Raw genomic sequence first — 24,431 nt, forward strand, 5'->3', positions numbered from 1 at the left:
TAAAAAGCGTTAGGCGTACATCTATTTGCAATATTGAGGCAAAAATGAGCGAAGTGGATAAAACATCTGAACAGAAAAAGCAGCCTAAGCGTAAAGCGAAGAAGCCTTCACGTTCTCAACTACGTAGTGCAGCCCGTAGCTTCGCATTACAAGCTGTTTATCAATGGCAAATGAACCACGCGCCAGTAAATGATATTGAAGCGCAATTTGCTGTAGACCACGACCTTGGTAAATGTGATAAAGCATATTTCCGTGAATTGCTGCAAGGTGTGACTGCTAGAGCAACAAGTTTGGATGATTTATTTGAAGAGCTATTAGATCGCCCGCTAGCTGAGCTAGATCCGATTGAATTAGCAACTCTGCGTATTGGTTCTTATGAATTAGCTGAGCGTTTGGATGTCCCTTACCGCGTAGCGATTAACGAATCTGTTGAATTAGCGAAATCTTTTGGTGCTTCTGAAAGTCATAAATACGTAAATGGTATTTTGGACAAGCTTGCTCAAAGAGTGCGCCGTGAAGAGATTGCAGCACGTCGAGAAAGTAAGTAATACTTATTTTCTCGAAGGTGTTAAAAAGCTCCTATTGCTGACAATAGGGGCTTTTTTTATGCTCTATGCTTGGTAAGGAATCTGCGAATAAGTCCTCCCGCCACAGCGTGTGGGATTAATCGCAGCTTCCTTAGTGTATAGGGCTAGTTCCCCATAACTTGCTATAGGCTTCGCAGTGGAAAACGAGAGATTTAAACTGCTTCACATCAATACCTGCAGGGATTTCGTATTCGCTCTTACCTTCAAAGGTATTTACTAAAGAGATAAATACGGCATCATCCGTGGCGTTATTGCCATTGATGCTATTTGCATCTTGTTTAGATAAGAATATTTTAACATCTGGACCTTCCTTAGCTTCAAAGTTGTCTAATAGTTGAATGTATTTTTTGCCACCCCTTTCACTAATTCGCCAATCGCCTTCGACAGCATCAGATCCCCAAGAGCGAAAGTCTGCTTCTAGCTCTCCCCAAAAAAGCACCTTGTCGGCAGCATTAACGGATGTAAAACCGAATAACAGGATAAAACTCAGAATTAAATGTTTCACACTCACCTCTTATATTAATAAGCAAATTCTTAATAAATTTATCAGACGCTGAAATCGTAAAAATGTTCCTTCACGGCCTAAGTTTAGTGGCTTATCTTGGCTTTACTCTATTTATTCACATCAATTTACCATGACAAAGGGTGTTAATTAGGTTCAAAGAAAATATACTGCGTCATGAATTTTTATCTGGTTTAGTGCTTTAACAGATTCGATCTTTAGGTGGCATGAGTGAAAGAATTTGAGTTAATCGAAAATATTTTTAAGAATGCCCAAATGGCAAGTATAGCGGGCCGCCAAGATCTGATTTTAGGTATAGGGGATGACTGTGCGCAAGTTCAAATCCCAACAGGCCAACATCTTGTTTTCTCTATGGACACCCTGGTTGAAGGTCGTCACTTTCCTTTTGATGCGGATCCTGCTGCCATTGGCTATCGTGCTGTCGCGACCTGTGTCAGTGATCTTGCCGCTATGGGGGCTAAACCTGCCTTTTTTACCTTAGGTCTGACTCTGCCGGACTCTGACCCTCAGTGGTTATCTGCTTTTGCACAAGGTATGTCTGAATTGGCTGAGCCAATTGGTTTAGTTCTCGTTGGTGGTGATACGACTAAGGGGCCTTTAACCATTAGTTTGCAAGTACATGGTTATATTGAGCCTGAATTTGCCATTACCCGAGGTGGGGCTAAAGAAGGTGATGATATTTATGTTACTGGTGTTTTAGGCGATGCCGCTGCAGCGATTCCCATTATGACGGGAGAAATGATGGTGAAGGGTGACATATATGAGCATTTTTATGATGCTTATTGGCGACCAGAGTCACGCCTCATTGCCGCTATGGCCCTCAAGCGTGTTGTCTCCAGCATGTTAGATGTCTCAGATGGTCTGGTTCAAGATATTCAACATATTCTTAAGGCATCCTCTGTCGGTGCACAAATTGATGCGGGTTTAATTCCTGTGTCTGAGGCTTTATTACAATGGCAACCGGACTCTGCTCTCAAATTAGCTTTAACGGGTGGGGATGATTATGAGCTTTGTTTTACTGCACCTGAATCTGCGCGAGAGGAGATTGCTTTAATCACTCAGACCTTGCACCTACCTTGTAAAAAAATTGGTCAGATCACGAGTTCTGGCTTTGTGGTACAGGGTTATGAAGGTGAATTTGAAGGTTGGCAGCACTTCTAGCTTTCCTCAAGTTTCAAGTGCAAATAAGAAAGACACGAATAAAAAGAAATTAAAAAAACTGATTATTTTTTAAGGTAAAGAATAAATGGCAAATGATGTTCCTAAGTCCGTATGGCGCAACCCAATTCATTTTCTAGCGTTTGGTTGTGGGTCAGGTACGGTTGATAAAGCGCCGGGTACTTTTGGTACGCTAGCGGCGATTCCTGCTTACTTATTAATGCAGAACCTCGATTATCAAGTTTATTTTTGGCTTTTGTTAGCTAGTTTTATTGTGGGTGTTTATCTTTGCGATAAAACCAGTAAAGACCTAGGGGTACATGATCACCCTGGTATCGTTTGGGATGAGTTTGTTGGTTATTGGATTACTATGTTTTTAGCGCCAGCCGGCTGGTTATACATTATAGTGGGTTTTGTCTTATTCCGTATTTTCGATATTTTAAAGCCTTGGCCAATCTCCTGGGTTGATAAGCATGTGCATGGCGGGTTTGGCATCATGATAGATGATGTATTAGCAGGTGTTCTTGCCTTTGCTGCCTTACAAGGCCTGATACAAATGGGGCTTTAATATTTTCATTGCTGTCAAAGTGATTTCTCTCTTTGGCAGCGCTATCTTCTTTGCTGCTATATCTTTCTTGCGGCTAAAGATGTCTCGACCTTTCAAATTCATCTAGTAACCAAGCTTTTAGCTGCTTTGCTGCTGGGCTTAGTTTTGTCTGCTTCGGATGAACGAGATAAAAATTCTTGTTATTAGGGAGTTTGTAACCGAAAGGCTCAACTAACTCATCCTGTTCTAATTCCTTTTGTACCAATGCTCTATTGCTTATTACCACCCCTTGGCCATGTTTAGCGGCATCGATAGCCAGTAATGTTTGGTCAAAATGAATTTTGGGTATAGCTTGTCTTTCACTTCGGCTAATTTCGCTGAAGTGATCTAGCCATTCATCCCAACAAGGGTGCAAGGTGTTTACGATAAGGCTTGTTTTAGTTAGATCATTTGGCTGTTTTAGCTGGTGGCGTTTTAAATATTCAGGTGCACAAAATAAGCGTATTTCATCATTAAGTATGAGCTGAACATTCAGCTTTTTATCTTTGCCATCGAAGTGACGCAAGGCTAAATCTGCGTTGTCGTTTTGAAAGTCGACCGGCTTGTTAGAGGCATTAATATGTACTTCTATATCAGGGTGTTGTGTCATGAAGGTGCTCAACCTAGGGCTTAACCATTTAGCTGCTAAGGTTTGAGTAAGAGACAAATAAACACAATTAGAGGCGTTTAGCTTATGCTTTTTGCTTGCTGCACCAATTTGCTCTAATGCTGGGGCGATTTGGGAGAAATAGGCTAATCCTTTGTCTGTTACTACTAGCTGTCTAGTTTGACGTTCAAATAAGGCATAACCTAGCCAGTCCTCTAGCTTTTTAACTTGCTGAGATACGGCGCCAGCTGTGATATGAAGCTCTTGAGCTGCTAACTTAAAGCTGGCAAAACGCACGGATGCTTCGAAAGCAACTAGGGCATTTAAAGGAGGTAGTGGTTTTTGCATAGTGGCTCTTTCATAAAAAATATCTTAAAGTTTTTTATACGATAGTTTATCTATTCTATAGGGCAAGATAAATCGTTTGTACTTGAGGCGCTAATCTCAATAATGAATAGAGTATTTATAGGCACAAAGTAATTGAGCCTAATTCATTATGAGGCTGAAAGAATATGAAGTATTTACCCCTAATGGCGTTTTGGTTACTTGGTATCGTTTGGGGCAGCAACTTTATTTATATGAAGATGGCTGCTGAATATCTTAGCCCATTGCAAATTGTCTTTTTACGAGTGGCATTTGGTTTTGCTCCAGTCTTTATTTATGCCTACTTTTTAGGTGTATTGAAGCGCTCGCACTTTAAACATTTGCCTCACTTTGTTGTCATGTCTTTGTTAGCAACCAGTGTATATTACTTTAGCTTTGCTAAGGGTGCTTCTTTGTTACCTTCGGGTATCGCTGGGGCACTAAGTGGCACCATACCGCTTTTTGCTCTTTTATTTAGTGTCTTATTTTTGGCCGAAGAAAAAGCCAACCTCATGCGAGTGTTAGGACTGCTTTCTGGTTTAACTGGTGTCGTTTTAATCGCTAAGCCTTTTGCCGGTGATATTGGTGCAACTAATTTGGAAGGCGTGCTTTATATGACACTAGGCTCAATTAGTGTGGGTGCTTCTTTTATTTATGCTAAGCGTTATGTTTTACCTTTAAATATTCCCGCAGCAGCGCTCACCACTTATCAATTAGCCTTAAGCCTGATTATGCTAAGTATCATTACCCCTTTTCAGGGAATTGAACAGATTGCTGGTGATCTACATGCAAGCTTAGGTTTAATCATTGGTTTAGGCTTGCTTGGTACTGGGCTAGCCTATCTTATTTACTATTTTATTATTGCTAAGTCTGGAGCGGTAGTCGCCTCGTCTGTGACTTATATTCCCCCTGTAGTTGCTTTAGTAATAGGTGCTTTTTTAGGTGAAGCAATAGGTTTATATGAAGTGTTTGCAACCGCTTTGATTCTTGTTGCCATTTTGTTGATTAACAAGAAACAAGCGAGTGAGAGTGAGCCTTCAGTATTGAAGGGCAAGCATTTAAGAAAAAGCACTTAAGGAAAAGCTGAGTTAGGCACCCTAGCGTATCTGGTTAGATATTTAGAGGAAGAAGGTGTATTGTCTTGGGCTTCAAATATAACTATGGATAGTTAATAAAAGGAAGCTTAAGGTGCAAGAATTAGAGATGTATTTGTCTTTGTCGACAATTATCAGTATTTGTTTATTTATCTTTGTTTTAGTCGTGCTAAAAAGTGGTATCAAGTTTGTACCACAAAACCGCGCTTGGGTGATTGAACGTTTTGGTAAATATCAGTCAACCAAGGAAGCGGGTTTAAATTTCATTATACCTTTCATTGATTCGGTTGCTGCGGATCGTAGCTTGAAAGAACAAGCTCAAGATGTACCTAGCCAATCTGTTATTACGAAAGACAATATTTCATTAGCGGTAGATGGTGTGCTCTATTTCCGTGTACTCGATCCTTACAAAGCAACTTATGGGGTTGATGATTATACTTTTGCTGTAACACAACTTGCGCAAACAACCATGCGTTCTGAGCTGGGTAAAATGGAATTAGACCGTACTTTTGAAGAGAGAAATCAGCTAAATGCCAGCATAGTGACAGCGATTAACCAAGCGGCAGAACCTTGGGGTATTCAGGTGCTGCGTTACGAGATCAAAGACATAGTGCCGCCTAACTCCATCATGGAGTCTATGGAAGCCCAGATGAAAGCTGAGCGTGTGAAACGTGCGCAAATTCTTGAATCCGAAGGGGATAGACAAGCGGCGATTAATGTTGCAGAAGGTCAGAAGCAAGCTCAGGTACTCGCAGCAGAAGCGGATAAAGCCGAACAAGTTTTAAAAGCAGAAGGTGAAGCGAAGGCGATTCTTGCGGTTGCTCAAGCGCAAGCTGAGGCGCTACAGTTAGTGGGTGAGTCTGCTAATACCACACCGGGCCAAAAAGCGATCCAACTTGATTTGGCAACAAAAGCAATTGAAGCTAAACAGGCGATTGCTAAAGAGTCATCTGTGGTGTTATTACCCGAATCGAGTACAGACGCGACTGGTATGGTGGCATCAGCAATGACGATTATTAATACCTTAAATAAAAAGGACTAGTCATGCTCGAGTACCTAGCTCAAGGCTTTATTATCTTAGGGATTATTCTGATTACGGTTGAGGTCTTAGTATTAGGTCTATCAACCTTTGTCTTACTTTTTGCCGGTGTTGCCATGATTTTATCAGGTAGCCTAATGGTAATTGAATTAATAGAGACGAGTTGGATCTGGGCTTTCTCAGCGACTACGGCTTTTACTTTTTTGCTTTCGGTTTTATTTTGGAAGCCCCTTAAGGCAATGCAAAACAAGGTAGAAGTGAGCGAAAGTAAGACAGAGTTTAGCGATAAAGAGTTTGTGCTAGAGCATGATGTGGATATTAACGGCGAGAGCCAATATCAATACTCAGGCATCATGTGGCAGCTGAAAAGCCAGAATGAGATTAGCAAAGGCACCTTGGTCAAGGTTGATAAAATCGAGGTGGGCGTGCTCTGGGTGAGTGAGGTGAAATAAAACGGCTCATTTTAGCTTCTCTAATAATGCTTAGTTAGAGAAGCTTATGAGATAGGGTCTAGTTTTAAATTTTCTTAATCTTCAAAATCACTATCTGTCATGGGGCCACGATGTTTGATCTGTAGGCCTTTAACAAACTGTCTTAAGATTTGATCTTTACAAGGACGGAAATGTTGGTGGGTGGGTTTTCTGAAAAAAGCACTTAGCTCATGTTTGCTTAACTTGAAGTTAGCTAATGCCATTAACTCCATAATGTCATCAGAGGTCAGGCTAAAAGCAATTTTTAGCTTGGTAAATACCATGTTGTTATTCAATTTACTTTCAACGGGTGGTTTAGGGCCGTCTCTCTGGCCACGTTTAAAAACGATTAAGCCATTTAAAAAATAGGCCAACAACTTGTCGTTACAGGCTTTAAAGTCTTTATCAGCATAATGCTTTAGTAGACTACTTACTTCAGCACGATCTACCGTATGTTCAGCAAGCGCAAAAATTTTAATCATACTCTTGTCATTAAGGTCAAGTATGTAGCGGATACGGCGAAGTACGTCGTTATTTGTCATGAAATTGTCTACTAAATAGTGGTTGAAAGTGAGTGTTAATTATACGGGTATCTGTTCTATTGTCCTATTTTATCTTAGGGATTTAAAATAGGACCTATTGGGTCAAAGCTCTTGTTTCTGTTTTCGATTCAGATATTGCTCAAACCCACGAATCAACAAAGAAAGCGTGATCGTAAGACAAAGATAAACAAAGGCGACTACATTATAGGTTTCAAAAAACTGGAAGCTGGAAGAGCTATAGACTTTACCTAGTTGGGTAATATCTTGTACCCCAAGCGCTGAAACTAAAGCTGAGTCTTTGATCATGGCAACAAAGTCATTACCCAGAGGTGGTAATATTTTTCTGAAGGCCTGTGGGAAAATGATAAAGCGGAATCTCTGCCAACCATTAAGACCGAGCGCTTTAGCTGCTTCAATTTGGCCTTTATCGACTTCTTGGATACCTGCACGAAAAACTTCCGCAATAAAGGCGCTGTAGCTTATACAAAGCGCTAAAATAGCACGCCAAACCATACTAAAGTCACGGGTTCTAGCTTTATCAAGCCATTGCCACTCGATCGGTTTTTGCATGACCCAGTTGTAAAAATCCACAAGCTCAGGTGCACCAACAAAGGCAATGTAAAAAAGCAGTACTAGAACCGGTACGCCACGAATCACTTCTACGTAAAACCTAGCGATTTCTCGAATTAATCGATAGCGAGAAAAACCAGCCAAAGCCATCAAAAGCCCTATCAAACAGGCGATCAGAAATGCAATTAAAGTCACTGTGATGGTAGTAACTATCCCCTGACTTAGGGTGTTGAAAATTTTCTGATAACCCGTATCCGCTGCAATATTCCATGTCAGTAAAACACCACTCACGATAATTGCGAGTAGCCACCAAGGCAGACGATTGAATGAATATTTTGAGGTCATATAAAATGTAATTTGTAGTCGCTAAGAGATGTGCTTTAAGCAAATAACGCCCCACTACCTAAGGTAATGGGGCGTTATTTTAAGGGTGCTTTCACTATTTGTTTTTATAGTCAAAAAACCATTTTTTATTTAAGGCTTCCAGTGTGCCATCTGCTTTCATGCTGGCAAGAGCGGCATTGATTGGAGCACGTAATTCAGATCCAGGCGTTAAAATAAAACCAAACTCCTCTGTACCTAATGGACCGCCAATGACTTTAAACATACCCGGGTTAGCACCCATGTAGCCTTGTGCTGAAGTGGAATCCATAAGTACTGAATCAACATCACCTGTCTTAAGGGCTTGAACAGAAGGGCCAAAGTTATCAAACAGTACGATACGTGGGTTGGCTTCGTTGCCATCTAAAACATTATAAACAGCAACATAGAAGTTAGTTGTGCCAGGTTGGGCGCCAAATAAAAAGTCATCATCTTTGGCAAACTCTTCGGCATTATTGAATCTGTCTTCATCAGCACGAACTAGCATGTATTGCTGAGATACAAGATAGGCATCAGTAAAGTCAATTTGCTGCTCACGCTCTTCATTGATTGTGATGCCATCCATTCCTACATCAAACTGGCCTTGTTTGACCGCTTGTATCATGGTGTCCCAACTACTTAGCTGCCAATCTACTTTGGCATTTAAGCGGTGTGCAATCTCATTAAAGGCGTCATATTCCCAACCTATGCCTTTGCCTGTTTCAGGATCGGCAAAGTTAAGCGGCGTGTAGGCATTTTCAGTGACAGCCACTATGGTTTGACCATTCAAATCAGGCAAATCATTTGCCATCAAGACAGTCGGTACACAGGCGAGAGTAAGTGCTAAAAGACGTTTAAATGGCATAGTGATCATAATCTTCCTATCGACATTGTAAGAGGGTTCAAATTTGGTGAGGAATAATACGCTGAAATGCAAAATTCTGCACTTAATTTGCTATGAAATGAGAGTGATTGAGGGTTTTAAATGTTTGGTTTTTAGGGAAGGGTGAGGGCATGCCAAGAAACATGCCCTTGCTTGGATTAGATCGCTAGTTTTGTATAAAACTTGTGTCCAACCTTCATTTTCCAACCTTCAAAGCCCTCTAATGTTTTAGCTTCCGCTGAAAGTTCATCTAATTCGCTTTCCGATAGAATGTTCAAAGCGTGGCTCTGGTAGCTTCGTTGGCCATCAGGAGCTGTTTCTTGAGTTAAAGTCATTATGATAGGTAGGATAGTGATTTCACCTGCCTTGGTTTCAAATGGAACATACTCGTCTTTTTCAAGCTGATAAGAGCTACCTTTACCCACAGCTTTTGTACGACCACCGCTTACAGGGAAAGATTTAATGCCTGTAATTGTATATTCACCCGCAGGTAGGTCTTCTGTCACCGTAAAGGTGTCGTTTGCTTTTCGCGCGTTAATTTTTACTAACAGATCTTCATCATTATTTAAAATATATCCATACCCCCAAGCACCTTTTGACTTGGTCGCATTATCAGCAGCATAAGGGGCTAGGACTAAAGTGGAGTCAGAAGAGGTTGGATTAGGTAAAATAGTTTTACAACCAACTAGGGTAATAGCAATAACGGCGGTTAAGGCAATATTAAAAAGCGATCTCATAAAAGGTATATCCTATACATTTTTTTGACATTATTTTGACTTGTGGACATTGCTAGAGAAAGAGGTGTAAGTCAAGGTAATTGTTATTAACTCATTAACCTGAAACTAAATTAATCCTTCTTTAAAATCAGGTAGCAAAAATAGGCTCCACCTATGCCGCCAGATAGGATGCCGATGGGTAGTTCTTGTGGCGCTGTGAGATTTCTGGCTAATAAATCCATATAAAGTAAGAAGCCTGCACCAGCGAGGAAACTCAGAGGAATCAGTGTACGGTTATTGCCACCAATCCAGTGACGTAAAATATGGGGTATGACTAGCCCGATGAAGCCAATTGAGCCAGTTAAAGAGACAATAACACTGGTAAGTAGGCCTGTGCATAATAAGAAAATGATCTGGTAACGTTTTACCGGAATGCCTAAGGTATGAGCGCTTTGGCTACCCATCATTAAAGTGTTAAGTACTGGGGCCTGCCAAATTAACCAGAGGCAAGTGCTAATGACTGTGATACAGGGTAATAACAAGTTCCCCCATTGAGCACGACCAAGGCCACCTAGCATCCAAAAAAGAATAGAATTAGCCGTACTTTGATCTCCTAGATAGATCAAAAAGTTAGTTCCAGCCATGAGTAAAAATGAAATAGCGACACCGGCTAGAATGATTTTATCTGGTGATTGGTTGGTCTTTTTGCTAAGTAGTGCAAAGAGGAAGAGAAGGGATAATAGACTGCCTAAAAAACTTGCTATGGTGAGAGAGTAAATACCTGCAAATAAGCCTATATGAGCTATGACTATTACCGCTCCTAAAGACGCACCTGAAGAGGCTCCTAATAAAAAAGGGTCAGCTAAAGGGTTGCGTGTAACGGCTTGCAATACGGCACCTGCTACTGCTAAACCACCGCCAGCTAGTATGGCTAGTATGCTTCTAGGTAGTCTTAGTTGCCAAATAATACTGGTATGTATTGGGCTAACTGCAGAGGCAAGTTCTGGGTCTATTGGAATCTGAAGTAAGTGATACAGTTTGATCTTAAAAATATTCACAATATCAATGAAGGTGATATTAGAAACACCTTCACTGATATTCAAAAAAAGCCCGAGTAATAGCAGTCCTAGTAACACAATACTAAGTAGGTGTTTACTTACTGTTGTGTTAGGGTGAGATCCTTGAGACTGAATTAAGCTCACACTAAGTTACTCTGCGAACATTTGTTGGGAAAGCTTTTTAATGGCGCCAATGTTTAATGGCCCAGGTGTGATTTCCCCATATTCAAGCGGTAAGAAGCGTTTATTTTTAACCGCACTTAGTTGAGATAGTAACGGGTGGTTTTGTAAGAAGTTCCAAGATTGTTTCCAACCACCTTTGTCATAATCAACCAAAATCAGGAAGTCAGGGTTAGTGTCCATAATAGCTTCAATGCTCACCTTGCCCCAACTCGTATCTAGGTGATCCATCACATTGATACCACCTGCCGCTCTGATTAACGCGGTAGGCATACCAAACCTTCCTGAAGTAAATACTTTATCTTCTCCTGAATCATACAAAAAGACTTTAACTGGTGGTTTGTCTTTTACTGACGTTTGAATTTCTTGGATTTCATCCTGCCAAGTGTTAACTAGTTTTTCCGCTTTTTCTTGTACACCAAAAACGGCGCCTAAACGAATCATGTCATCGTATAAAAGTGCCATTTTTGCATCTTCTCCTTGTTTATCTAAATGAACACAAGACTCACTTAGTTCTAAGGTTTTGATATCAAAGCGTTCAAGCCCTTGTGGTGTCACATCTTCGCCAATACGCATGCCGTAATTCCAACCTGCGAAAAAGAGATCAGGGTTAGCAGATAAGATATTTTCTAAGCTTGGATTTTTGCTTGCTAACTCTGGAATGCCTTGGCGATCTTTATCAAAGCTAGGAGAGGTTTTATACCACCCCGTAATGCCTGTTAGGCCTACAATCTGGTCTTGAAGGTCGAGTGCGAAGGCCATTTGAGACATGTTTTGATCATGAATAACGGCTCTTGTGGGTGCTTGGTCAAAGGTAATGCTTCTATCACAGCTGGTTACAGTGACAGGAAAGTCGCTTGCATTTACTTGAAAGCTTGCCCCAAGGCTTAATACACCTAGTGTTAGAAAAGAGTGCTTAATCAGTTTTAAAGACGTCATATGTTTCTCAAATTATGGTCTGAGCCAATGGTTAGTAACTTGTTAATGGCTCTGTGTGAATGCTTAAACAGTCATGTTGATTGGTATAGGTAGTCGCTTTTACTTTAAATACCTGCTTGAACAGTGACTGGGTGAGTATGTCTTTTGCTGGACCTTGCTGTATTACCTTGCCTTGGCTCATCACCAGTAGCTTGTCACAAAACCTTGCTGCTAACTGGATGTCGTGCAAGCTAATGATTAAGGTGATAGGCAAGGACTTAAGTAAATACATAAGTTCTATTTGATGTTGTATATCTAAATGATTGGCGGGTTCATCTAACACTAAAATTTGGGTGTTTTGAGCAAGGGCACGAGCGATCAAGACACGTTTCTTCTCACCACCTGATAGGGTGTGGAAGACTTGATGTCTAAGCGAATCCAATTTTAGTTTATCTATGGCGTAGTTTATCCATTTCTGAGCCTCATCATCGTGTCCCCAAAGCCAATGTCGATAGGGTGTTCGACCAGACTCAATCACTTCTTCAACCGTTAGGTAAATGTCACTTGGCATCTCTTGCATCACGGCACTGATAAGTTTGGCCCGTGATTTCTCTTTAAAAGAAGACAGTGTTTTACCTTGGATACTGATTTGCCCAGTAGCATTGGCGTTAAGCCCAAGAATGCAATGGATGAGTGATGATTTACCCGCACCATTAGGGCCAACTATGCCTAGAGTTTGCTGCTTAGCAAGTTCAAAGCTGACATCAGATAATAGGGTTTTACCATTATCTAAGGTCAAACTAATTTGCTCTGCTTTAATAAAGGACATAATTGCTTCGCTAAGGTGAATAGTGGATTAGGCAAAGCAAACTGCAATGCCTAAAAATTGCCAATCAATAAATGGTCATCAACTCGTCATTAAGTAGATACTTAGTGATTAGCTTGCTTGATAAAGGCGCTTATATACCAAGCCAGTACCTTGCAATCCGTTAATTGCTTTTGCCGCCGCGAGGATAGCGAGATCGACAAGAGGCTCAAGTAAAACAACGGTTAGATAAGCACCTGAGAAGGCGCCAACAGAGGCTAGGTTTTCGGCGTTAAAGCCTTGACCGTAAAATGCCCAGAAAGCGACCCAAGCGACAATGCCACCTTGATAAGTGAGAGACAGCTTGAATGCTTGAGAGTATTTGATGTCCACATAGGCTGTATTGTCACTGATAATTTTTCGAGCGATGACAGACATAGCAAAGAGAGGTAAAAGTAGTGTTGTCACATTCATGCCAAATTGAGGTAGGTCGAATGGGGCAAAGAAAACACCTTGAGCTAATAAACCACCAATTAGGCCAATGGCTGCGGCTGCAGGGCCTAAAATCAGAAATAGAGTTGAGCCTAGAATAAGGTGAACTTCTGAAACACCGACTGGATGGTGCGGGAAGACCTGAAAAAAGACGAAAACAGAAAGAATGGCTAACATGCTTCTGATCATAAGTGTGCTTAAGCCACTTTCTTTAATACTTTGATACGCTGATTTAGCGACTAGGCCAAAGGATACTGTAGCGGTTGCGTAGCTAAGCAGAAGCTTGGCTCCTGTTACTATTTCTGGTTCGATATGCACTTTGCATCTCCAATTATTATGATCATACACACCCGTATGACGTTAAAAAGGGTGGCGAATTTCGCCCTGAAGTACGTATAGGCCGGTCTCCGGACTGAATAAGATAAGTTCATTCCTTCCCAGTTTAGATTAAATAGAGGTTACTTAATCTAGCTAGTGAAATTGAACAGTGCTACTTGCTCTTATATACCGTTGCGGGGGCAGTACGGGCTTTACTTCTTCCTGAAGTGCACCTGTTTCCCGTTTAACTTTTGTTTAAATTAGATAATAAAACCTATTTTTAAATTCAAACTTAAAGCACCTAACGCGATAAACTCGTTTATGAGTTTAATTAGGCGAGAGAGTAACCATTTGTAATGGTCATCGCAACTTATCTAACTAGATAAAAATTCACGTTAAAGAGAATATTACTTTATTCATTGTGTTAGATTTAATCTGACATGGGTTAACCAAACCGCACTAGAATAAAAACAGACAGGCTATTCTTTTTTCGGGTAAGAAAAGGCTAGATGAAGGTGGAGCATTATGGCAGATAATAATTTAATTATTTTTGATACAACCTTGCGTGATGGGGAGCAAAGTCCAGGCGCATCTATGACGCAAGAAGAAAAACTGCGTATCGCGAAAACATTAGAAAAAATGCGAGTGGATGTTATTGAGGCGGGTTTTGCTATTGCAAGTCCTGGAGACTTTGCATCAGTAAAGGCAATTGCAGATAGTGTAAAAGATTCAACCATTTGCTCTTTGTCTCGTGCGTTAGATAAAGATATTGACCGTGCTGCAGAAGCGCTTAAAAATGCCAATTCAGGGCGAATTCATACCTTTATTGCAACCTCTCCGATTCATATGCAGTACAAGTTAAAAATGCAACCAGAAGACGTGGTTGCACAAGCGGTACATGCGGTAAAACGTGCACGTAATTTAGTGGCAGATGTTGAGTTTTCTTGTGAAGATGCGGGGCGTTCAGAGCTTCCTTTTTTATGTCAGATTATCGAAGCAGCGATTGATGCTGGTGCCTCAACTATCAATATCCCAGACACAGTGGGTTATGCCTTGCCTCATGAGTTTGGCGATAAAATTAAATACCTACTTAATAATATTCCTAATGCTGATAAAGCTATCTTTTCTGTGCATTGCCATAATGATTTGGGCTTGGCCGTGGCGAACTCAATTGCAGCGGTTGCCAATGGGGCGCGCCAAGTCGAATGTACCATTAATGGTTTAGGTGAAAGGGCGGGTAATGCATCACTTGAAGAAGTGGTAATGGCCCTAAGAACTCGCCATGATTTATTAGCGCTTGATACTAATATTGATACTAGCTTTATTGTGCCTGCATCTCGCTTGGTTTCAAGCGTGACAGGCTTTCCAGTACAACCAAACAAAGCCATTGTTGGGGCTAACGCTTTTGCCCATGAATCGGGTATTCACCAAGACGGTATTTTAAAGCATAGGGAAACCTATGAAATTATGCGGGCCGAAGATGTGGGGTGGAAAAACAACAAACTCATAATGGGTAAACACTCTGGTCGTAATGCCTTTAAATCAAAAATGGAAGAGTTGGATATCAACTTTGAAAATGACGAAGCGCTGAATTCCGCCTTTGCTCGATTTAAAGAACTAGCGGATAAAAAGCATGATATTTATGATGAAGACTTAACCGCGCTTATGTCGGCTGAACGTAGTTTTAGCGATAACAAAGATCACTTTAAGTTTGTTTCTATGACCTCCTCATCACAAACAGGGTCCTCACCAAAAGCTAGCATAGTGATGAATGTGGATGGTAAGGAACACAGTGTTGAGACAACAGGGGACGGCCAGGTTGATGCACTATTTAAAGGGATTGAGTCTTTAGCGCATTCCCATGCGAAGCTGAGCTTGTACTCAGTGAATGCTGTGACTCAGGGGATAGAAGCGCAAGGGGAAGTAACAGTACGATTAGAAAGAGATGGTCGAATTGTTAATGGTATGAGTGCGGATACTGATGTTATTGCTGCCTCAGCAAAAGCTTATATTAATGCGTTAAACCTACTTTGGAATGAAGTCGATAAGGCGCATCCCCAGCCACACCATTTATGATAGACTTGCCCCTGATTAAAGGCTCTGGCTGATAATCAGGGGCATTTACGTCATAGTGTGTATTAAGGTGGAATGAAAACAGTGGCAAACTTATCGTCAGAGCAGGCTTATTGCTTAGATCAGATGGGCATTTCTCGATGGCAAACACCGATAAATGAACATGCCTTTGTTATCCATAGGCCAGTTAACCCTTGGCAGACTCCACATACAGACAATGCACATGATAGCCTTGAGCAATCCGATGTTTTTTCTCATGAAATAAGTTCAAAGCAAACTCGCTCAGATGGTTTTTCTCCTGCTCAAGTGAGTGCCAAAATAGACTCTGCCAGCCAAAATAAAACAGTGGCAGGGTTAAAGCAGGAACTAGAAGCGGAAGCGGGAGTTATCGTTGAGGATTTGCAACCAATTGAAGAGTTATCGGTTGCGATAGAGCCTGCTCCCGTTATTGTCGAAGGTCTTCCACAACAGCTACATTGTTTTAGCCTATTGATTGAAAATAAACTGCTTATTTTATCTGATGTTCCTATGGGTTTTCATGATAATGCCGAAATCGAAAAGCTGGCATTGAAAATGGCCCAAGCCTTACTTAAGCAAGCTTTGAGTGAATGGCAGTCAGGTACTTTTAACTGGCCTGGACAGCTTAGAAATCCATTCTTTGACGATAGAAGTGATTGGTTATTAGGGGCACTTGAGAGCCATATAGAAGCGCGTTTAGGTGAAAGTCATCAAGATAAAGATGCACCTTTATCCATAGTTCTAGCGGGTCAAAATATTCAGAAAGTGTTTGCAGAAATTGCCAATAAACCTCAATTTATCCATACCAAGCAAGCAGAAATTGTTAGCCTGCCTCAGCTGTACCGAATTCCTGAACTTAAAGCAGACGCATGGAAAGCACTGCAAAGCTTAATTGTCTAAGTGTTCGGTCTTAGTTAGCGGTTATTAAACCGTTCCTTTTTAGCATTCTTAAAAAGAAAATACCCTGTTGTCATTTCTTCATTCACCGTATTGGGTGCTGGTTCACCGAGCCTTTACTTCTATCTTCTTTATTTAAAGCCTCCTTTCTATCATGAAAATCAATCTAAATTATTGATTTATTTGACTTCTTTTCATCAAGCTCAAGATGTGCTTAAAAACTTAATTAAGCTATTCCTAATCTTTATATTGACAGTGTAAATTTTATATATACGATGTAAATATACGGCACAAATAAACAGTGTAAATATTTTTATTGTAACTTTCTCAAGGAGAATGAAATGAATCGCTTTAAGTTATCTTGGGCACGCTTTGTGGTGACAAGGCCTTGGCCTATTTTTGCTTTGACAGGACTGTTGCTCGGTTTTGCAATTTTATCGATTGTTAGTAGGCCGATCCCTTATGACAATTCGAATGAAATGTACTTCTTGCCCAATGACCCAAGTTTATTGGCATTTAATGAACTAACGGATTTGTTTGGCGACTCGGAATACCTCTCTATCGGGGTTGAAGCACGGGCACAAGATCAAGACGTTTTTAGCCAAGATACGATTCATCTGATCGACTCATTAACTCAGATGCTTGAAGAGCATGAGGTGGTGACTCAGGTTAGAAGCCTCTCGAAATATCAATATACCCATAACGATGATGGTTTATTGGCAACAGATGATTTATTTGAAGAGCCAGATGCCGTCACTGCACAAGATCTTGCTAAGGCAAGAGTGATTATGGCGGGGGAAAAGTTAGCGCTAAATACCTTGATAACAACGGATTTTCAGCAAGTTAGGATACTAGCTAGAACCGAGTATCGGGCGGGTGATAATTCTCACAAGGTACAGATTGTGACTGATTTACTCGATTTTATTGAAACGCAAAAATTTGCTGAACAAGGCTATCAATTACATCTCGCTGGTATGCCTGTAATAGGTGAGCGTTTTGAAACGCTAACCAAAGAAGATATGGCTTGGATTAATCCAACAATGGCGCTTGTCATGTTGGTTATCCTTTTACTTACTTTTCGTTCTATTACTGGAACCTTAGTCCCTTGGCTGGTAATAGGTATCTCCATTATCAGTATTACGGGTATTCAAGCCTATTTTGCTTGGCCTTTTACCGCGGTGAACTCTGCCTTAGTGCCTACCTTGATAATCATAGGTATGGGAGTCAGTGTGCATGTGTTGGTGGAGTTTTATCATTTTCGTGGCAAAGGGTTAGTACCAAAAGAAGCGGCTTATGAAACCATTACACACCTGTTTCAACCTGTTTTATTTACCGCTTTAACTACCTCAATGGGTTTTGCTGCTTTAGCCATTACCGAGCTATTGCCCGTAAAACAATATGCCTATCTAGCGGCAATGGGGCCACTGATTATCTTTTTGGTTGCCATGACAAGTCTACCTGCCTTGTTAAGCTTTATTCCTTGGATGCCCAAACGAACGCAAACAGCTTTTAAAAATGATTTAGTTGGGCGAGTGACTCAAAGCATTCCTGCTTTCACTTATCGTAAGCGTTTGCCGATCGTTTTTGTTGGGGCAATTGCCTTACTCTTCAGCTTATTCTTTGTTAGTAAGATTACTGTAGATTCCAACTTTATTACCTACTTTAAGAAGGACAGTTGGATCACCCAAGATATGCATTATTTTGATGAGCATTTTAAAGGAATCTCTAACTTAGAAGTCATGGTTGATTCTGGTGTTGAAGACGGCGTTAAGGCACCTGAATTCTTACGTCGGGTTGAATCACTACAAGATTACTTAGAGGGTTTGCCAGAGGCGGGAGATACTAACTCTTTACTCGACTTTTTAAAGCAGATACGCCAAGCCGTATCCGAAGATAATCCAGATTTTTTTATCTTGCCTGATTCAGCGCAAATGACAGCCCAACTGCTGCTTTTATATGAAAACTCTGGTCCAGATGAAGATCTTTCTGATTTGAAAGATTTTGATCAAAGGCATCTGCGTTTAACGGTTCCTTTAATCAATATGTCAGCTAGCCAGATGACACTTTTATTAGAGCAAATTAATACAGAGATAGAAGCTGAGTATTCAGATCTTACCGTTGAAATTACAGGGCCTATGGTGATGTACAACGTGCAAGATAGGTACATTAATGAAGGCATGTTTAATTCCTTTAGTATCGCGCTTCTATTAATAGGTTTGAGCTTTTTTGTGCTGTTCCGTTCGGTTAAATATGGACTGATTGCACTTGTTCCGAGTGTGGTGCCTATTTTGATGGCAGGTGGTGTTGTCACCTTGATGGGAATCTCATTAGATCTTGGCACCATGATAGTGGGTGCTATGACCATGGGCATTGCAGTAGATGATGCCATTCATGTGGTCAGCCGTTACCTACTTGCACGTTCTCAAGGTGCCGATGTGAATCAGGCGATAGGGCGAGCTATGAATGAATCAGGTCGTGCCGTTGTCTTTACTTCTGTCATCCTGGTCGTTGGCTTTAGCGTCATGTTGCTAGGTTCCTTTATTCCTTACATCAATACTGGTCTATTTTCTGCCGTCATCATGGGACTGGCATTAGTAGGAGATCTCATCGTCTTACCTGCTCTGCTTTATATGATAGATGGCAAAAAAGACCTCTCTTTGGCTGCCAAAATGACACACACAAATTCGAGCCAACCTTTATCTAAGTAGTGTAAGCACCCGTGAGCTAAATAGGAGTAATTTGAAATGAAGATCTTTAATTATAAAACAATGCAAAAGAAGACAGGTCTTACCTTTGTTTGTCTTGGTTTAATGGCTGCAAGCTTTATGAGTTTGCCTACTCATGCAGTAGAGCTAACGGCTAAGCAAATTATGCAAAAAGTAGATGATAGAGACACGGGTGAAACTATAGTGTCAGAAAGTGTTTTGATTTTGATCGACAAGAAAAAGCGTCAGCGAGTGAGGGAATTAAAGCTTTTTTCGAAAGAGTACAATGAAGTTGATAAAAGTGTGTCTTTTTTCTTATCACCAGCGGATGTGAAAGACACAGCTTATATGTCGTTTGATTGGGATGATGATGTCAAAGAAGATGATTCATGGCTTTATTTGCCCGCTTTACAGAAAACAAATCGAATCGCGGCCAGTGATAAATCTGGCGCATTTATGGGGAGTGACTTCTCTTATGCTGATATAGATGGCGTGGACGTGGAAGATTTCACCTATCGTCTTATCAAAGAGAGTGAAGAAGTAAACGGCCATGATTGTTGGGTGATTGAATCGATTCCTAAAAGTAAGGCCATTATTAAAGAAACTGGCTACCTGACAACAACTTCTTGGGTGCGTAAAGATATCTTTATGCAGGTTAAAGCCATCATTAAGGTTAAAAAAGGCAAGCGAGTTAAATATTTCCAGGCTAAGGATATAGAGCAGATTCAAGGTATCTGGACGGCGAAAACCTTGCAGATGGTTACGACCAAGCGTAATAAGCTAGAGCATTCAAGCGTATTAAAAATCAATGCGGTAGATTATCAAACCAAGGTTGATGACAAAATGTTTGAAAATAGCCGTTTGCAGAGAGGCTTATAATGAAGAAGCCGATATTTCAGAAACCAGCCAGCGCAAATGCGCTGGCTGGTTTTATCTCCTTAATACTGCTTTCTTCAAGCTCTCTTTATGCTAATGACGATTTTTTTGCGGATATTGAAGTTGAGTATGATGAAGAAGAGTCCTCTCTTGCGGATTATCAAATCACGGGGCACTTCAAACAGGGTGTAAGTTATGGCGTGCAAAAACCTTCTACTTCGGGCTTTGATCGTAATGACAAAGGGGTAGAGGAGCTAGATACCAGTCTTTATTTGGCATTAGAAAAAGATGTGTCTGATGAGGTTTTGCTAAAAGCCTCATTTGATTTGTCTCTTGATTGGGCTAACTGGCGGACGGGCGAGCTTAGCTACAATAGTGACGACACTGATTTTATGTGGCGTGACTTATATCTAGATTGGGCCAAAGAGGATTTATGGATAAGGGCGGGTAATCAAATTCTTGCTTGGGGGGAGTCGGATGTTTTGGCTATCACAGATGTGGTGAATCCAAGGGATCTCTCTCAATTAGGGCAGGCTGATCTAGAAGACATTCGGCTGCAAGCGCCTGTGTTATTCGCCTCTCACCCTTGGTTAGGTATGCAGGCTGAAGTTGCTTTTGTTTATGATGCTGACGCGAATGAAATGGCAGGCAGAGGGGAGGCGTTTGATCCTTATATAAATTATACCAATGCAGGTTTAAGGGTGAGTGAGCAGGAGCCGGATCACTCTCTCGAATTTGTTGGGCGTTTATATAAAAGCTTTAATGGTGGTGACTTTGCCATTACCTTGGCTGATGTTAACTGGGATGAAATAAGTGGTGCCGCTTTTATTAATACTAATGAGTTAGTGTTTCAGCCTTCTAGAGTAAAGGTGTTGGGAGTCTCTGGCAGTTGGGTAAAAGGTGATTATTTATTTAAATATGATATTGCTCAACACTGGGATAAGGCTTTACAGCCAGATAGTGTGACTTCGGCCCCTTGGCAAGAATATGATCAAACTTTAGCTGCCTTGATTCTTGAATACTCAGGTATTGATGAATGGGTGCTGACGTTTGAACTAGATTCTAGTTATACCCATGATTACTCTGAGTCAGTTGCCTCTAAAGAGCAAACAAGAGGATATTTTGCTCGCGCGAGATGGACAACCTTAAATGATCAGCTTACCTCTCAATTTAGTGTATTAAACCTTTTGGGAGGAGAGGGCCAAATATACAGACTCAGTAGTGACTATGATATTCAGGATGGTATGAGCATTGGGTCAGAATATGTGGTTTATCGAGCGGATTCTGAGTCAGATGACTTATATGCTTATCGCGATCAAGATGTGGTAAAGTTGCGTTATTCATATCATTTTTAACTCAACTTAAGACATTACCCGTAGAAGGTAAGCAAGGAATATTGTGAACAAAAGAGTCGCCTATCATCATGGAAATCTGAAAGAAACCCTAGTGGTTGAAATGTTGTCTTTATTAGAAAAGCAAACATTAGAAGAGATTTCTTTACGCAAACTGGCTAAGCATGTGGGAGTCACACCCACTGCTGTGTATAACCATTTTGCTGATAAGCATGCTTTGTTAGCCGCAGTATCTGTTGAATGTCTTAAGCGCTTTGCACAGTACCTTGAAGAAGGTCATGACGAGAATGCTAAGCCAATTGACCAGCTCGTGAGCTTAGGTAAAGCCTATTATTCCTTTACTTGTGAATTCCCTCATATGGCAGGTGTTTTATTTGACTATGTGATACCGCCAGAGTACGTGGATGTAGAACAAATTGAAGCTGGCATGTTGGCAGAAGCAACGACTCGTAAGGTAGTGTGCGATCTCTTGCTAGAAAGAGATATTCCTCTTTCTAAAGAAAGCGAAGCCCTAGGGACTTTTATGGCATGGAGCTTAAGTCACGGGATAACCGCATTATCCTCAAAAAAAATGAACCAATCTGCTTGTATAACCGAACGTTGGCCTATGGTATTTGCCATGGAGAATCAAGAATCGATCGATTATATATTTGATAATATGGGATACATTCTAGTAGAAGGCCTGGTGGCCTGCTTGAAAAAAGGCGCGGAATAATTACTCAGTGGAATACATTTATCGTCAAGCTAGACTAGATGATCTTGCAGCCATCGTTGCTCTTGATCTGAGTGCTAACCCCTACCCTTGGGGAGAAAAAATAGTTACTCAAACAATTGAACAATCTTCTCGCTTTAATCTGGTTGTATTGGATCAGTCACAAAACCTTTGTGGTTGGCTAACAGCGAGCCAAGTATTAGATGAAGCTGAGTTAGAGCTTATTATGATTGCGCCTCAAGCGAGACGACAAGGTTTAGCAGAGGGTTTGATGAAAACTTGGTTAACAAGTTTTCGACCTATTCCAGTACGCCTTTGCTTATTAGAAGTAAGAGAGTCTAACCACTCTGCCTTATCCTTATATAAGAAGTTGGGGTTTACTCAGGTTGGTTTACGCAAAAACTATTATGTAGCAGACAGTGGTAAAGAAGCCGCTGTGCTAATGAATTTAACTTTAACTAAGGATTAGCCTATGCCAAGAGTATTAGTGCCAATTGCTAATGGTAGTGAAGATATTGAAGCTATTACTATTATTGATGTATTACGTCGTGGTGGAGTTGAGGTTGTTGTCGCTAGTGTTCATGACAGCCTGCAAATTACAGCAGCAAGAGGCAGTAAGATAGAAGCCGATGTGCTTTTGTCTGAATTAGAAAACTATACCTTTGCTGATGGTAGTCACTATAGCGTGGGTGAGGCTTTGGATGAAAATGTCATGTTTGATGCTATTGCATTACCAGGTGGCTTGCCGGGTGCTGAACATTTAAGGGATTCTGAGTTGCTGGTGGATATTTTAGAAAAACATGATATTCATGATGCAATTTTAGCGGCTCTTTGTGCGGCACCTGCTTTAGTACTAGGTACTCACGGTTTTGTGATGGATAAGCAGGCAACCTGCTATCCTGGTTTTGAAGAAGGTCTAACTGGCGCTCAATATGTGGCTGATCAGCCTGTAGTAATGGATGACAATATTATGACAAGTCAAGGTCCGGCCACAGCTATGGTGTTTTCATTGAGTTTGTTAGCGAATTTGATTGGTTATGAAGAAACGCAAGAAGTTGCAGCAGGGCTTTTGTGTTAATCCATACGAATTGAAGGGACTTCTCTGGGTATTTGTCCTGTTCATTATTAAAGCAATGGGGCGTATACTAATCTTGACCTTAAGGTCAATAGAATCTTAAAAAAAGAGCTTAAATAACTGTCATTAAATCGGTTATTTGCTAGACGCTTGAGCTAGATAAGAGTAAAATTGTTCAGATTTTTGGGCAGTTTTCAATTGCGGGATTGTCCAATGAAACCGCTATTCAAAAAAGCGAGATGCACCTTCGGGAGCGTCTCGCTTTTTTGCAACCAGATAGGCATAAAACGGGAGGCTCCTTTGGCAACATCAGCGATTCTAGCTCTAGAAGACGGCACTATATTTAAAGGCGTGTCGATCGGGGCAGATGGCTCCTCAACTGGCGAGGTGGTATTCAATACCTCTATGACCGGTTATCAAGAAATTCTTACAGATCCTTCCTACGCTCGACAAATCGTTACTCTTACTTATCCTCATATCGGTAATACCGGTGTGACAGAAGAAGATGAAGAATCAGATAGCATCTGGTGTAACGGCTTGATTATTCGTGACTTGCCACTTGTTGCAAGCAGCTGGCGTAAACAAGAAACTTTAGATGCTTACCTAACACGTAAAAATGTTGTGGGCATTGCAGATATTGATACTCGTAAATTAACACGCATCTTACGAGAAAAGGGCGCACAAGCTGGCTGTATTATGGCGGGTGATGACGTTCTATCTGAAGAAGTTCAGGCTAAAGCTTTAGCCGCTGCACGTGCCTTCCCTGGGCTTAAAGGCATGGATCTCGCCAAAGAAGTAACAGTTAAAGAACAATGTGAATGGACTGAATCAACTTGGGACCTAGTAAAAGGTCACACAACACCAAGTGAGTTTGACTTCCATGTTGTAGCCTATGATTTCGGTGTGAAGCGCAATATCTTGCGTATGTTGGTTGAGCGCGGTTGTAAAGTCACCGTGGTACCAGCGCAAACACCTGCCGCTGATGTTTTAGCCATGAATCCTGATGGTGTATTCCTATCTAATGGACCTGGTGATCCAGAGCCATGTGATTATGCGATCACGGCAATAAAAGAAATTTTAACCACAGATATTCCTGTGTTTGGTATTTGCCTAGGCCATCAGTTGTTGGCATTAGCAAGTGGTGCTAAGACCAAGAAAATGAAATTTGGTCACCATGGTGCTAACCACCCAGTGCAAGACATTAAGGCTGGCACTGTGATGATTACTAGCCAAAACCACGGTTTTGCGGTTGATGAAGATAGCCTTCCTAGTAACTTGGAAGCAACGCATAAATCATTGTTTGATGGTTCTTTGCAAGGTATCGCAAGAACTGACAAGCAGGCCTTTAGCTTCCAAGGACACCCAGAAGCTAGTCCAGGTCCTCATGATGTTGCACCTTTGTTCGATCAGTTCATTGACTCTATCAAAGCCACTAAAGCCTAAGCAGGAAACAA

Annotated in this window: 25 protein-coding genes and 1 riboswitch; of the genes, 15 read left to right on the plus strand and 10 right to left on the minus strand. The window is 41.1% G+C overall.

Annotated features, from left to right (window positions below; translation table 11 throughout):
* Nucleotides 1–44: 44 nt before the first annotated feature.
* Entirely contained in the window at nt 45–548 is a 504-nt protein-coding gene (gene nusB / locus OA91_RS18430) for a transcription antitermination factor NusB (RefSeq protein ID WP_063339420.1), read from the plus strand.
* A gap of 130 nt (nt 549–678) precedes the next feature.
* Here the strand turns inward: nusB and OA91_RS18435 are convergent, their stop codons facing one another.
* Nucleotides 679–1,092, minus strand: coding sequence for a DM13 domain-containing protein (locus OA91_RS18435; protein ID WP_231870407.1), 414 nt, complete (start codon nt 1,090–1,092; stop codon nt 679–681).
* Between the two features lie 228 nt (nt 1,093–1,320).
* Here OA91_RS18435 and thiL point away from each other — a divergent pair, with 228 nt between their 5' ends.
* Entirely contained in the window at nt 1,321–2,271 is a 951-nt protein-coding gene (thiL, locus tag OA91_RS18440; RefSeq protein WP_063339422.1) for a thiamine-phosphate kinase, read from the plus strand.
* 85 nt (nt 2,272–2,356) lie between these two features.
* A complete protein-coding gene (locus OA91_RS18445) occupies nt 2,357–2,836 on the plus strand; it encodes a phosphatidylglycerophosphatase A family protein (RefSeq protein ID WP_046016019.1) in 480 nt (159 codons plus the stop codon).
* Nucleotides 2,837–2,909: 73 nt separating this feature from the next.
* Here the strand turns inward: OA91_RS18445 and OA91_RS18450 are convergent, their stop codons facing one another.
* Nucleotides 2,910–3,809, minus strand: a complete 900-nt coding sequence (locus tag OA91_RS18450; RefSeq protein WP_063339423.1) for a LysR substrate-binding domain-containing protein — start codon at nt 3,807–3,809, stop codon at nt 2,910–2,912.
* Between the two features lie 164 nt (nt 3,810–3,973).
* On the opposite strand from OA91_RS18450, the gene OA91_RS18455 reads away from it, so the two are divergent.
* The 3 genes from OA91_RS18455 to OA91_RS18465 all read left to right on the plus strand — a co-directional run bounded on the left by OA91_RS18455 (nt 3,974) and on the right by OA91_RS18465 (nt 6,409).
* On the plus strand, nt 3,974–4,900 hold the full coding sequence (locus OA91_RS18455; protein WP_063339424.1) for a DMT family transporter: 927 nt from the start codon (nt 3,974–3,976) through the stop codon (nt 4,898–4,900).
* 127 nt (nt 4,901–5,027) lie between these two features.
* On the plus strand, nt 5,028–5,960 hold the full coding sequence (locus tag OA91_RS18460; protein ID WP_046016082.1) for an SPFH domain-containing protein: 933 nt from the start codon (nt 5,028–5,030) through the stop codon (nt 5,958–5,960).
* 2 nt (nt 5,961–5,962) lie between these two features.
* The gene (locus OA91_RS18465; RefSeq protein ID WP_063339425.1) at nt 5,963–6,409 is read left to right on the plus strand and encodes an NfeD family protein; all 447 of its coding nucleotides are present in this window, start codon (nt 5,963–5,965) and stop codon (nt 6,407–6,409) included.
* Between the two features lie 74 nt (nt 6,410–6,483).
* Here the strand turns inward: OA91_RS18465 and OA91_RS18470 are convergent, their stop codons facing one another.
* The 8 genes from OA91_RS18470 to OA91_RS18505 all read right to left on the minus strand — a co-directional run bounded on the left by OA91_RS18470 (nt 6,484) and on the right by OA91_RS18505 (nt 13,269).
* Nucleotides 6,484–6,969 carry a DUF1456 family protein gene (locus tag OA91_RS18470; protein WP_046016023.1) on the minus strand — a complete coding sequence of 162 codons (486 nt, stop codon included), beginning with the start codon at nt 6,967–6,969 and terminating at the stop codon, nt 6,484–6,486.
* A 102-nt stretch (nt 6,970–7,071) separates the two neighbouring features.
* On the minus strand, nt 7,072–7,884 hold the full coding sequence (locus OA91_RS18475; RefSeq protein ID WP_063339426.1) for an amino acid ABC transporter permease: 813 nt from the start codon (nt 7,882–7,884) through the stop codon (nt 7,072–7,074).
* 94 nt (nt 7,885–7,978) lie between these two features.
* Nucleotides 7,979–8,773: a substrate-binding periplasmic protein gene (locus OA91_RS18480; RefSeq protein ID WP_197477843.1), complete on the minus strand. Its 795-nt coding sequence runs from the start codon at nt 8,771–8,773 to the stop codon at nt 7,979–7,981.
* 167 nt (nt 8,774–8,940) lie between these two features.
* Nucleotides 8,941–9,519, minus strand: a complete 579-nt coding sequence (locus OA91_RS18485; RefSeq protein WP_063339427.1) for a hypothetical protein — start codon at nt 9,517–9,519, stop codon at nt 8,941–8,943.
* Nucleotides 9,520–9,629: 110 nt separating this feature from the next.
* Nucleotides 9,630–10,700, minus strand: coding sequence for a FecCD family ABC transporter permease (locus OA91_RS18490; protein WP_063339428.1), 1,071 nt, complete (start codon nt 10,698–10,700; stop codon nt 9,630–9,632).
* A 6-nt stretch (nt 10,701–10,706) separates the two neighbouring features.
* Nucleotides 10,707–11,675 carry an ABC transporter substrate-binding protein gene (locus OA91_RS18495; RefSeq protein WP_082828006.1) on the minus strand — a complete coding sequence of 323 codons (969 nt, stop codon included), beginning with the start codon at nt 11,673–11,675 and terminating at the stop codon, nt 10,707–10,709.
* Between the two features lie 31 nt (nt 11,676–11,706).
* Entirely contained in the window at nt 11,707–12,483 is a 777-nt protein-coding gene (locus OA91_RS18500) for an ABC transporter ATP-binding protein (protein WP_063339429.1), read from the minus strand.
* 108 nt (nt 12,484–12,591) lie between these two features.
* The gene (locus OA91_RS18505) at nt 12,592–13,269 is read right to left on the minus strand and encodes an energy-coupling factor ABC transporter permease (RefSeq protein WP_046016027.1); all 678 of its coding nucleotides are present in this window, start codon (nt 13,267–13,269) and stop codon (nt 12,592–12,594) included.
* Nucleotides 13,270–13,332: 63 nt separating this feature from the next.
* A riboswitch (cobalamin riboswitch) is annotated at nt 13,333–13,562 on the minus strand.
* 232 nt (nt 13,563–13,794) lie between these two features.
* On the opposite strand from OA91_RS18505, the gene OA91_RS18510 reads away from it, so the two are divergent.
* The 9 genes from OA91_RS18510 (at nt 13,795) to carA (ending at nt 24,420) form a co-directional block, all read left to right on the plus strand.
* The gene (locus OA91_RS18510; protein ID WP_197477844.1) at nt 13,795–15,345 is read left to right on the plus strand and encodes a 2-isopropylmalate synthase; all 1,551 of its coding nucleotides are present in this window, start codon (nt 13,795–13,797) and stop codon (nt 15,343–15,345) included.
* A gap of 81 nt (nt 15,346–15,426) precedes the next feature.
* Nucleotides 15,427–16,260: a hypothetical protein gene (locus OA91_RS18515; RefSeq protein WP_157203866.1), complete on the plus strand. Its 834-nt coding sequence runs from the start codon at nt 15,427–15,429 to the stop codon at nt 16,258–16,260.
* Between the two features lie 338 nt (nt 16,261–16,598).
* On the plus strand, nt 16,599–18,965 hold the full coding sequence (locus OA91_RS18520) for an efflux RND transporter permease subunit (RefSeq protein WP_063339432.1): 2,367 nt from the start codon (nt 16,599–16,601) through the stop codon (nt 18,963–18,965).
* Between the two features lie 36 nt (nt 18,966–19,001).
* Complete coding sequence (locus tag OA91_RS18525; protein WP_082828007.1) at nt 19,002–19,841, plus strand: outer membrane lipoprotein-sorting protein; 840 nt, start codon at nt 19,002–19,004, stop codon at nt 19,839–19,841.
* Nucleotides 19,841–21,193 (plus strand): DUF1302 family protein, encoded by a 1,353-nt coding sequence (locus tag OA91_RS18530; RefSeq protein ID WP_063339433.1) that lies wholly within the window; start codon nt 19,841–19,843, stop codon nt 21,191–21,193. The genes OA91_RS18525 and OA91_RS18530 overlap by 1 nt, the downstream gene beginning before the upstream one ends.
* A gap of 43 nt (nt 21,194–21,236) precedes the next feature.
* Nucleotides 21,237–21,905, plus strand: a complete 669-nt coding sequence (locus OA91_RS18535; protein WP_063339434.1) for a TetR/AcrR family transcriptional regulator — start codon at nt 21,237–21,239, stop codon at nt 21,903–21,905.
* Nucleotides 21,906–21,912: 7 nt separating this feature from the next.
* Entirely contained in the window at nt 21,913–22,371 is a 459-nt protein-coding gene (gene rimI, locus OA91_RS18540) for a ribosomal protein S18-alanine N-acetyltransferase (RefSeq protein ID WP_082828008.1), read from the plus strand.
* Nucleotides 22,372–22,374: 3 nt separating this feature from the next.
* Nucleotides 22,375–22,980, plus strand: a complete 606-nt coding sequence (locus tag OA91_RS18545) for a DJ-1/PfpI family protein (RefSeq protein WP_063339435.1) — start codon at nt 22,375–22,377, stop codon at nt 22,978–22,980.
* 297 nt (nt 22,981–23,277) lie between these two features.
* Nucleotides 23,278–24,420 carry a glutamine-hydrolyzing carbamoyl-phosphate synthase small subunit gene (gene carA, locus OA91_RS18550; protein WP_063339436.1) on the plus strand — a complete coding sequence of 381 codons (1,143 nt, stop codon included), beginning with the start codon at nt 23,278–23,280 and terminating at the stop codon, nt 24,418–24,420.
* The last annotated feature ends 11 nt before the right edge of the window (nt 24,421–24,431 follow it).

The organism is Marinomonas sp. SBI8L (assembly GCF_001624705.1).
Classification (GTDB): Bacteria; Pseudomonadota; Gammaproteobacteria; order Pseudomonadales; family Marinomonadaceae; genus Marinomonas.

What these genes read in the sequence shown, in the direction of transcription:
- OA91_RS18460 (WP_046016082.1), top strand. Translation starts at nt 5,028, where the DNA reads ATGTATTTGTCTTTGTCGACAATTATCAGTATTTGTTTATTTATCTTT.
- OA91_RS18495 (WP_082828006.1), bottom strand. Translation starts at nt 11,675, where the DNA reads ATGACGTCTTTAAAACTGATTAAGCACTCTTTTCTAACACTAGGTGTA.
- OA91_RS18545 (WP_063339435.1), top strand. Translation starts at nt 22,375, where the DNA reads ATGCCAAGAGTATTAGTGCCAATTGCTAATGGTAGTGAAGATATTGAA.
- OA91_RS18450 (WP_063339423.1), bottom strand. Translation starts at nt 3,809, where the DNA reads ATGCAAAAACCACTACCTCCTTTAAATGCCCTAGTTGCTTTCGAAGCA.
- OA91_RS18470 (WP_046016023.1), bottom strand. Translation starts at nt 6,969, where the DNA reads ATGACAAATAACGACGTACTTCGCCGTATCCGCTACATACTTGACCTT.
- OA91_RS18520 (WP_063339432.1), top strand. Translation starts at nt 16,599, where the DNA reads ATGAATCGCTTTAAGTTATCTTGGGCACGCTTTGTGGTGACAAGGCCT.
- OA91_RS18445 (WP_046016019.1), top strand. Translation starts at nt 2,357, where the DNA reads ATGGCAAATGATGTTCCTAAGTCCGTATGGCGCAACCCAATTCATTTT.
- nusB (WP_063339420.1), top strand. Translation starts at nt 45, where the DNA reads ATGAGCGAAGTGGATAAAACATCTGAACAGAAAAAGCAGCCTAAGCGT.
- OA91_RS18500 (WP_063339429.1), bottom strand. Translation starts at nt 12,483, where the DNA reads ATGTCCTTTATTAAAGCAGAGCAAATTAGTTTGACCTTAGATAATGGT.
- OA91_RS18455 (WP_063339424.1), top strand. Translation starts at nt 3,974, where the DNA reads ATGAAGTATTTACCCCTAATGGCGTTTTGGTTACTTGGTATCGTTTGG.
- OA91_RS18485 (WP_063339427.1), bottom strand. Translation starts at nt 9,519, where the DNA reads ATGAGATCGCTTTTTAATATTGCCTTAACCGCCGTTATTGCTATTACC.
- OA91_RS18530 (WP_063339433.1), top strand. Translation starts at nt 19,841, where the DNA reads ATGAAGAAGCCGATATTTCAGAAACCAGCCAGCGCAAATGCGCTGGCT.
- OA91_RS18480 (WP_197477843.1), bottom strand. Translation starts at nt 8,773, where the DNA reads ATGATCACTATGCCATTTAAACGTCTTTTAGCACTTACTCTCGCCTGT.
- OA91_RS18475 (WP_063339426.1), bottom strand. Translation starts at nt 7,884, where the DNA reads ATGACCTCAAAATATTCATTCAATCGTCTGCCTTGGTGGCTACTCGCA.
- OA91_RS18525 (WP_082828007.1), top strand. Translation starts at nt 19,002, where the DNA reads ATGAAGATCTTTAATTATAAAACAATGCAAAAGAAGACAGGTCTTACC.
- OA91_RS18465 (WP_063339425.1), top strand. Translation starts at nt 5,963, where the DNA reads ATGCTCGAGTACCTAGCTCAAGGCTTTATTATCTTAGGGATTATTCTG.
- OA91_RS18510 (WP_197477844.1), top strand. Translation starts at nt 13,795, where the DNA reads ATGGCAGATAATAATTTAATTATTTTTGATACAACCTTGCGTGATGGG.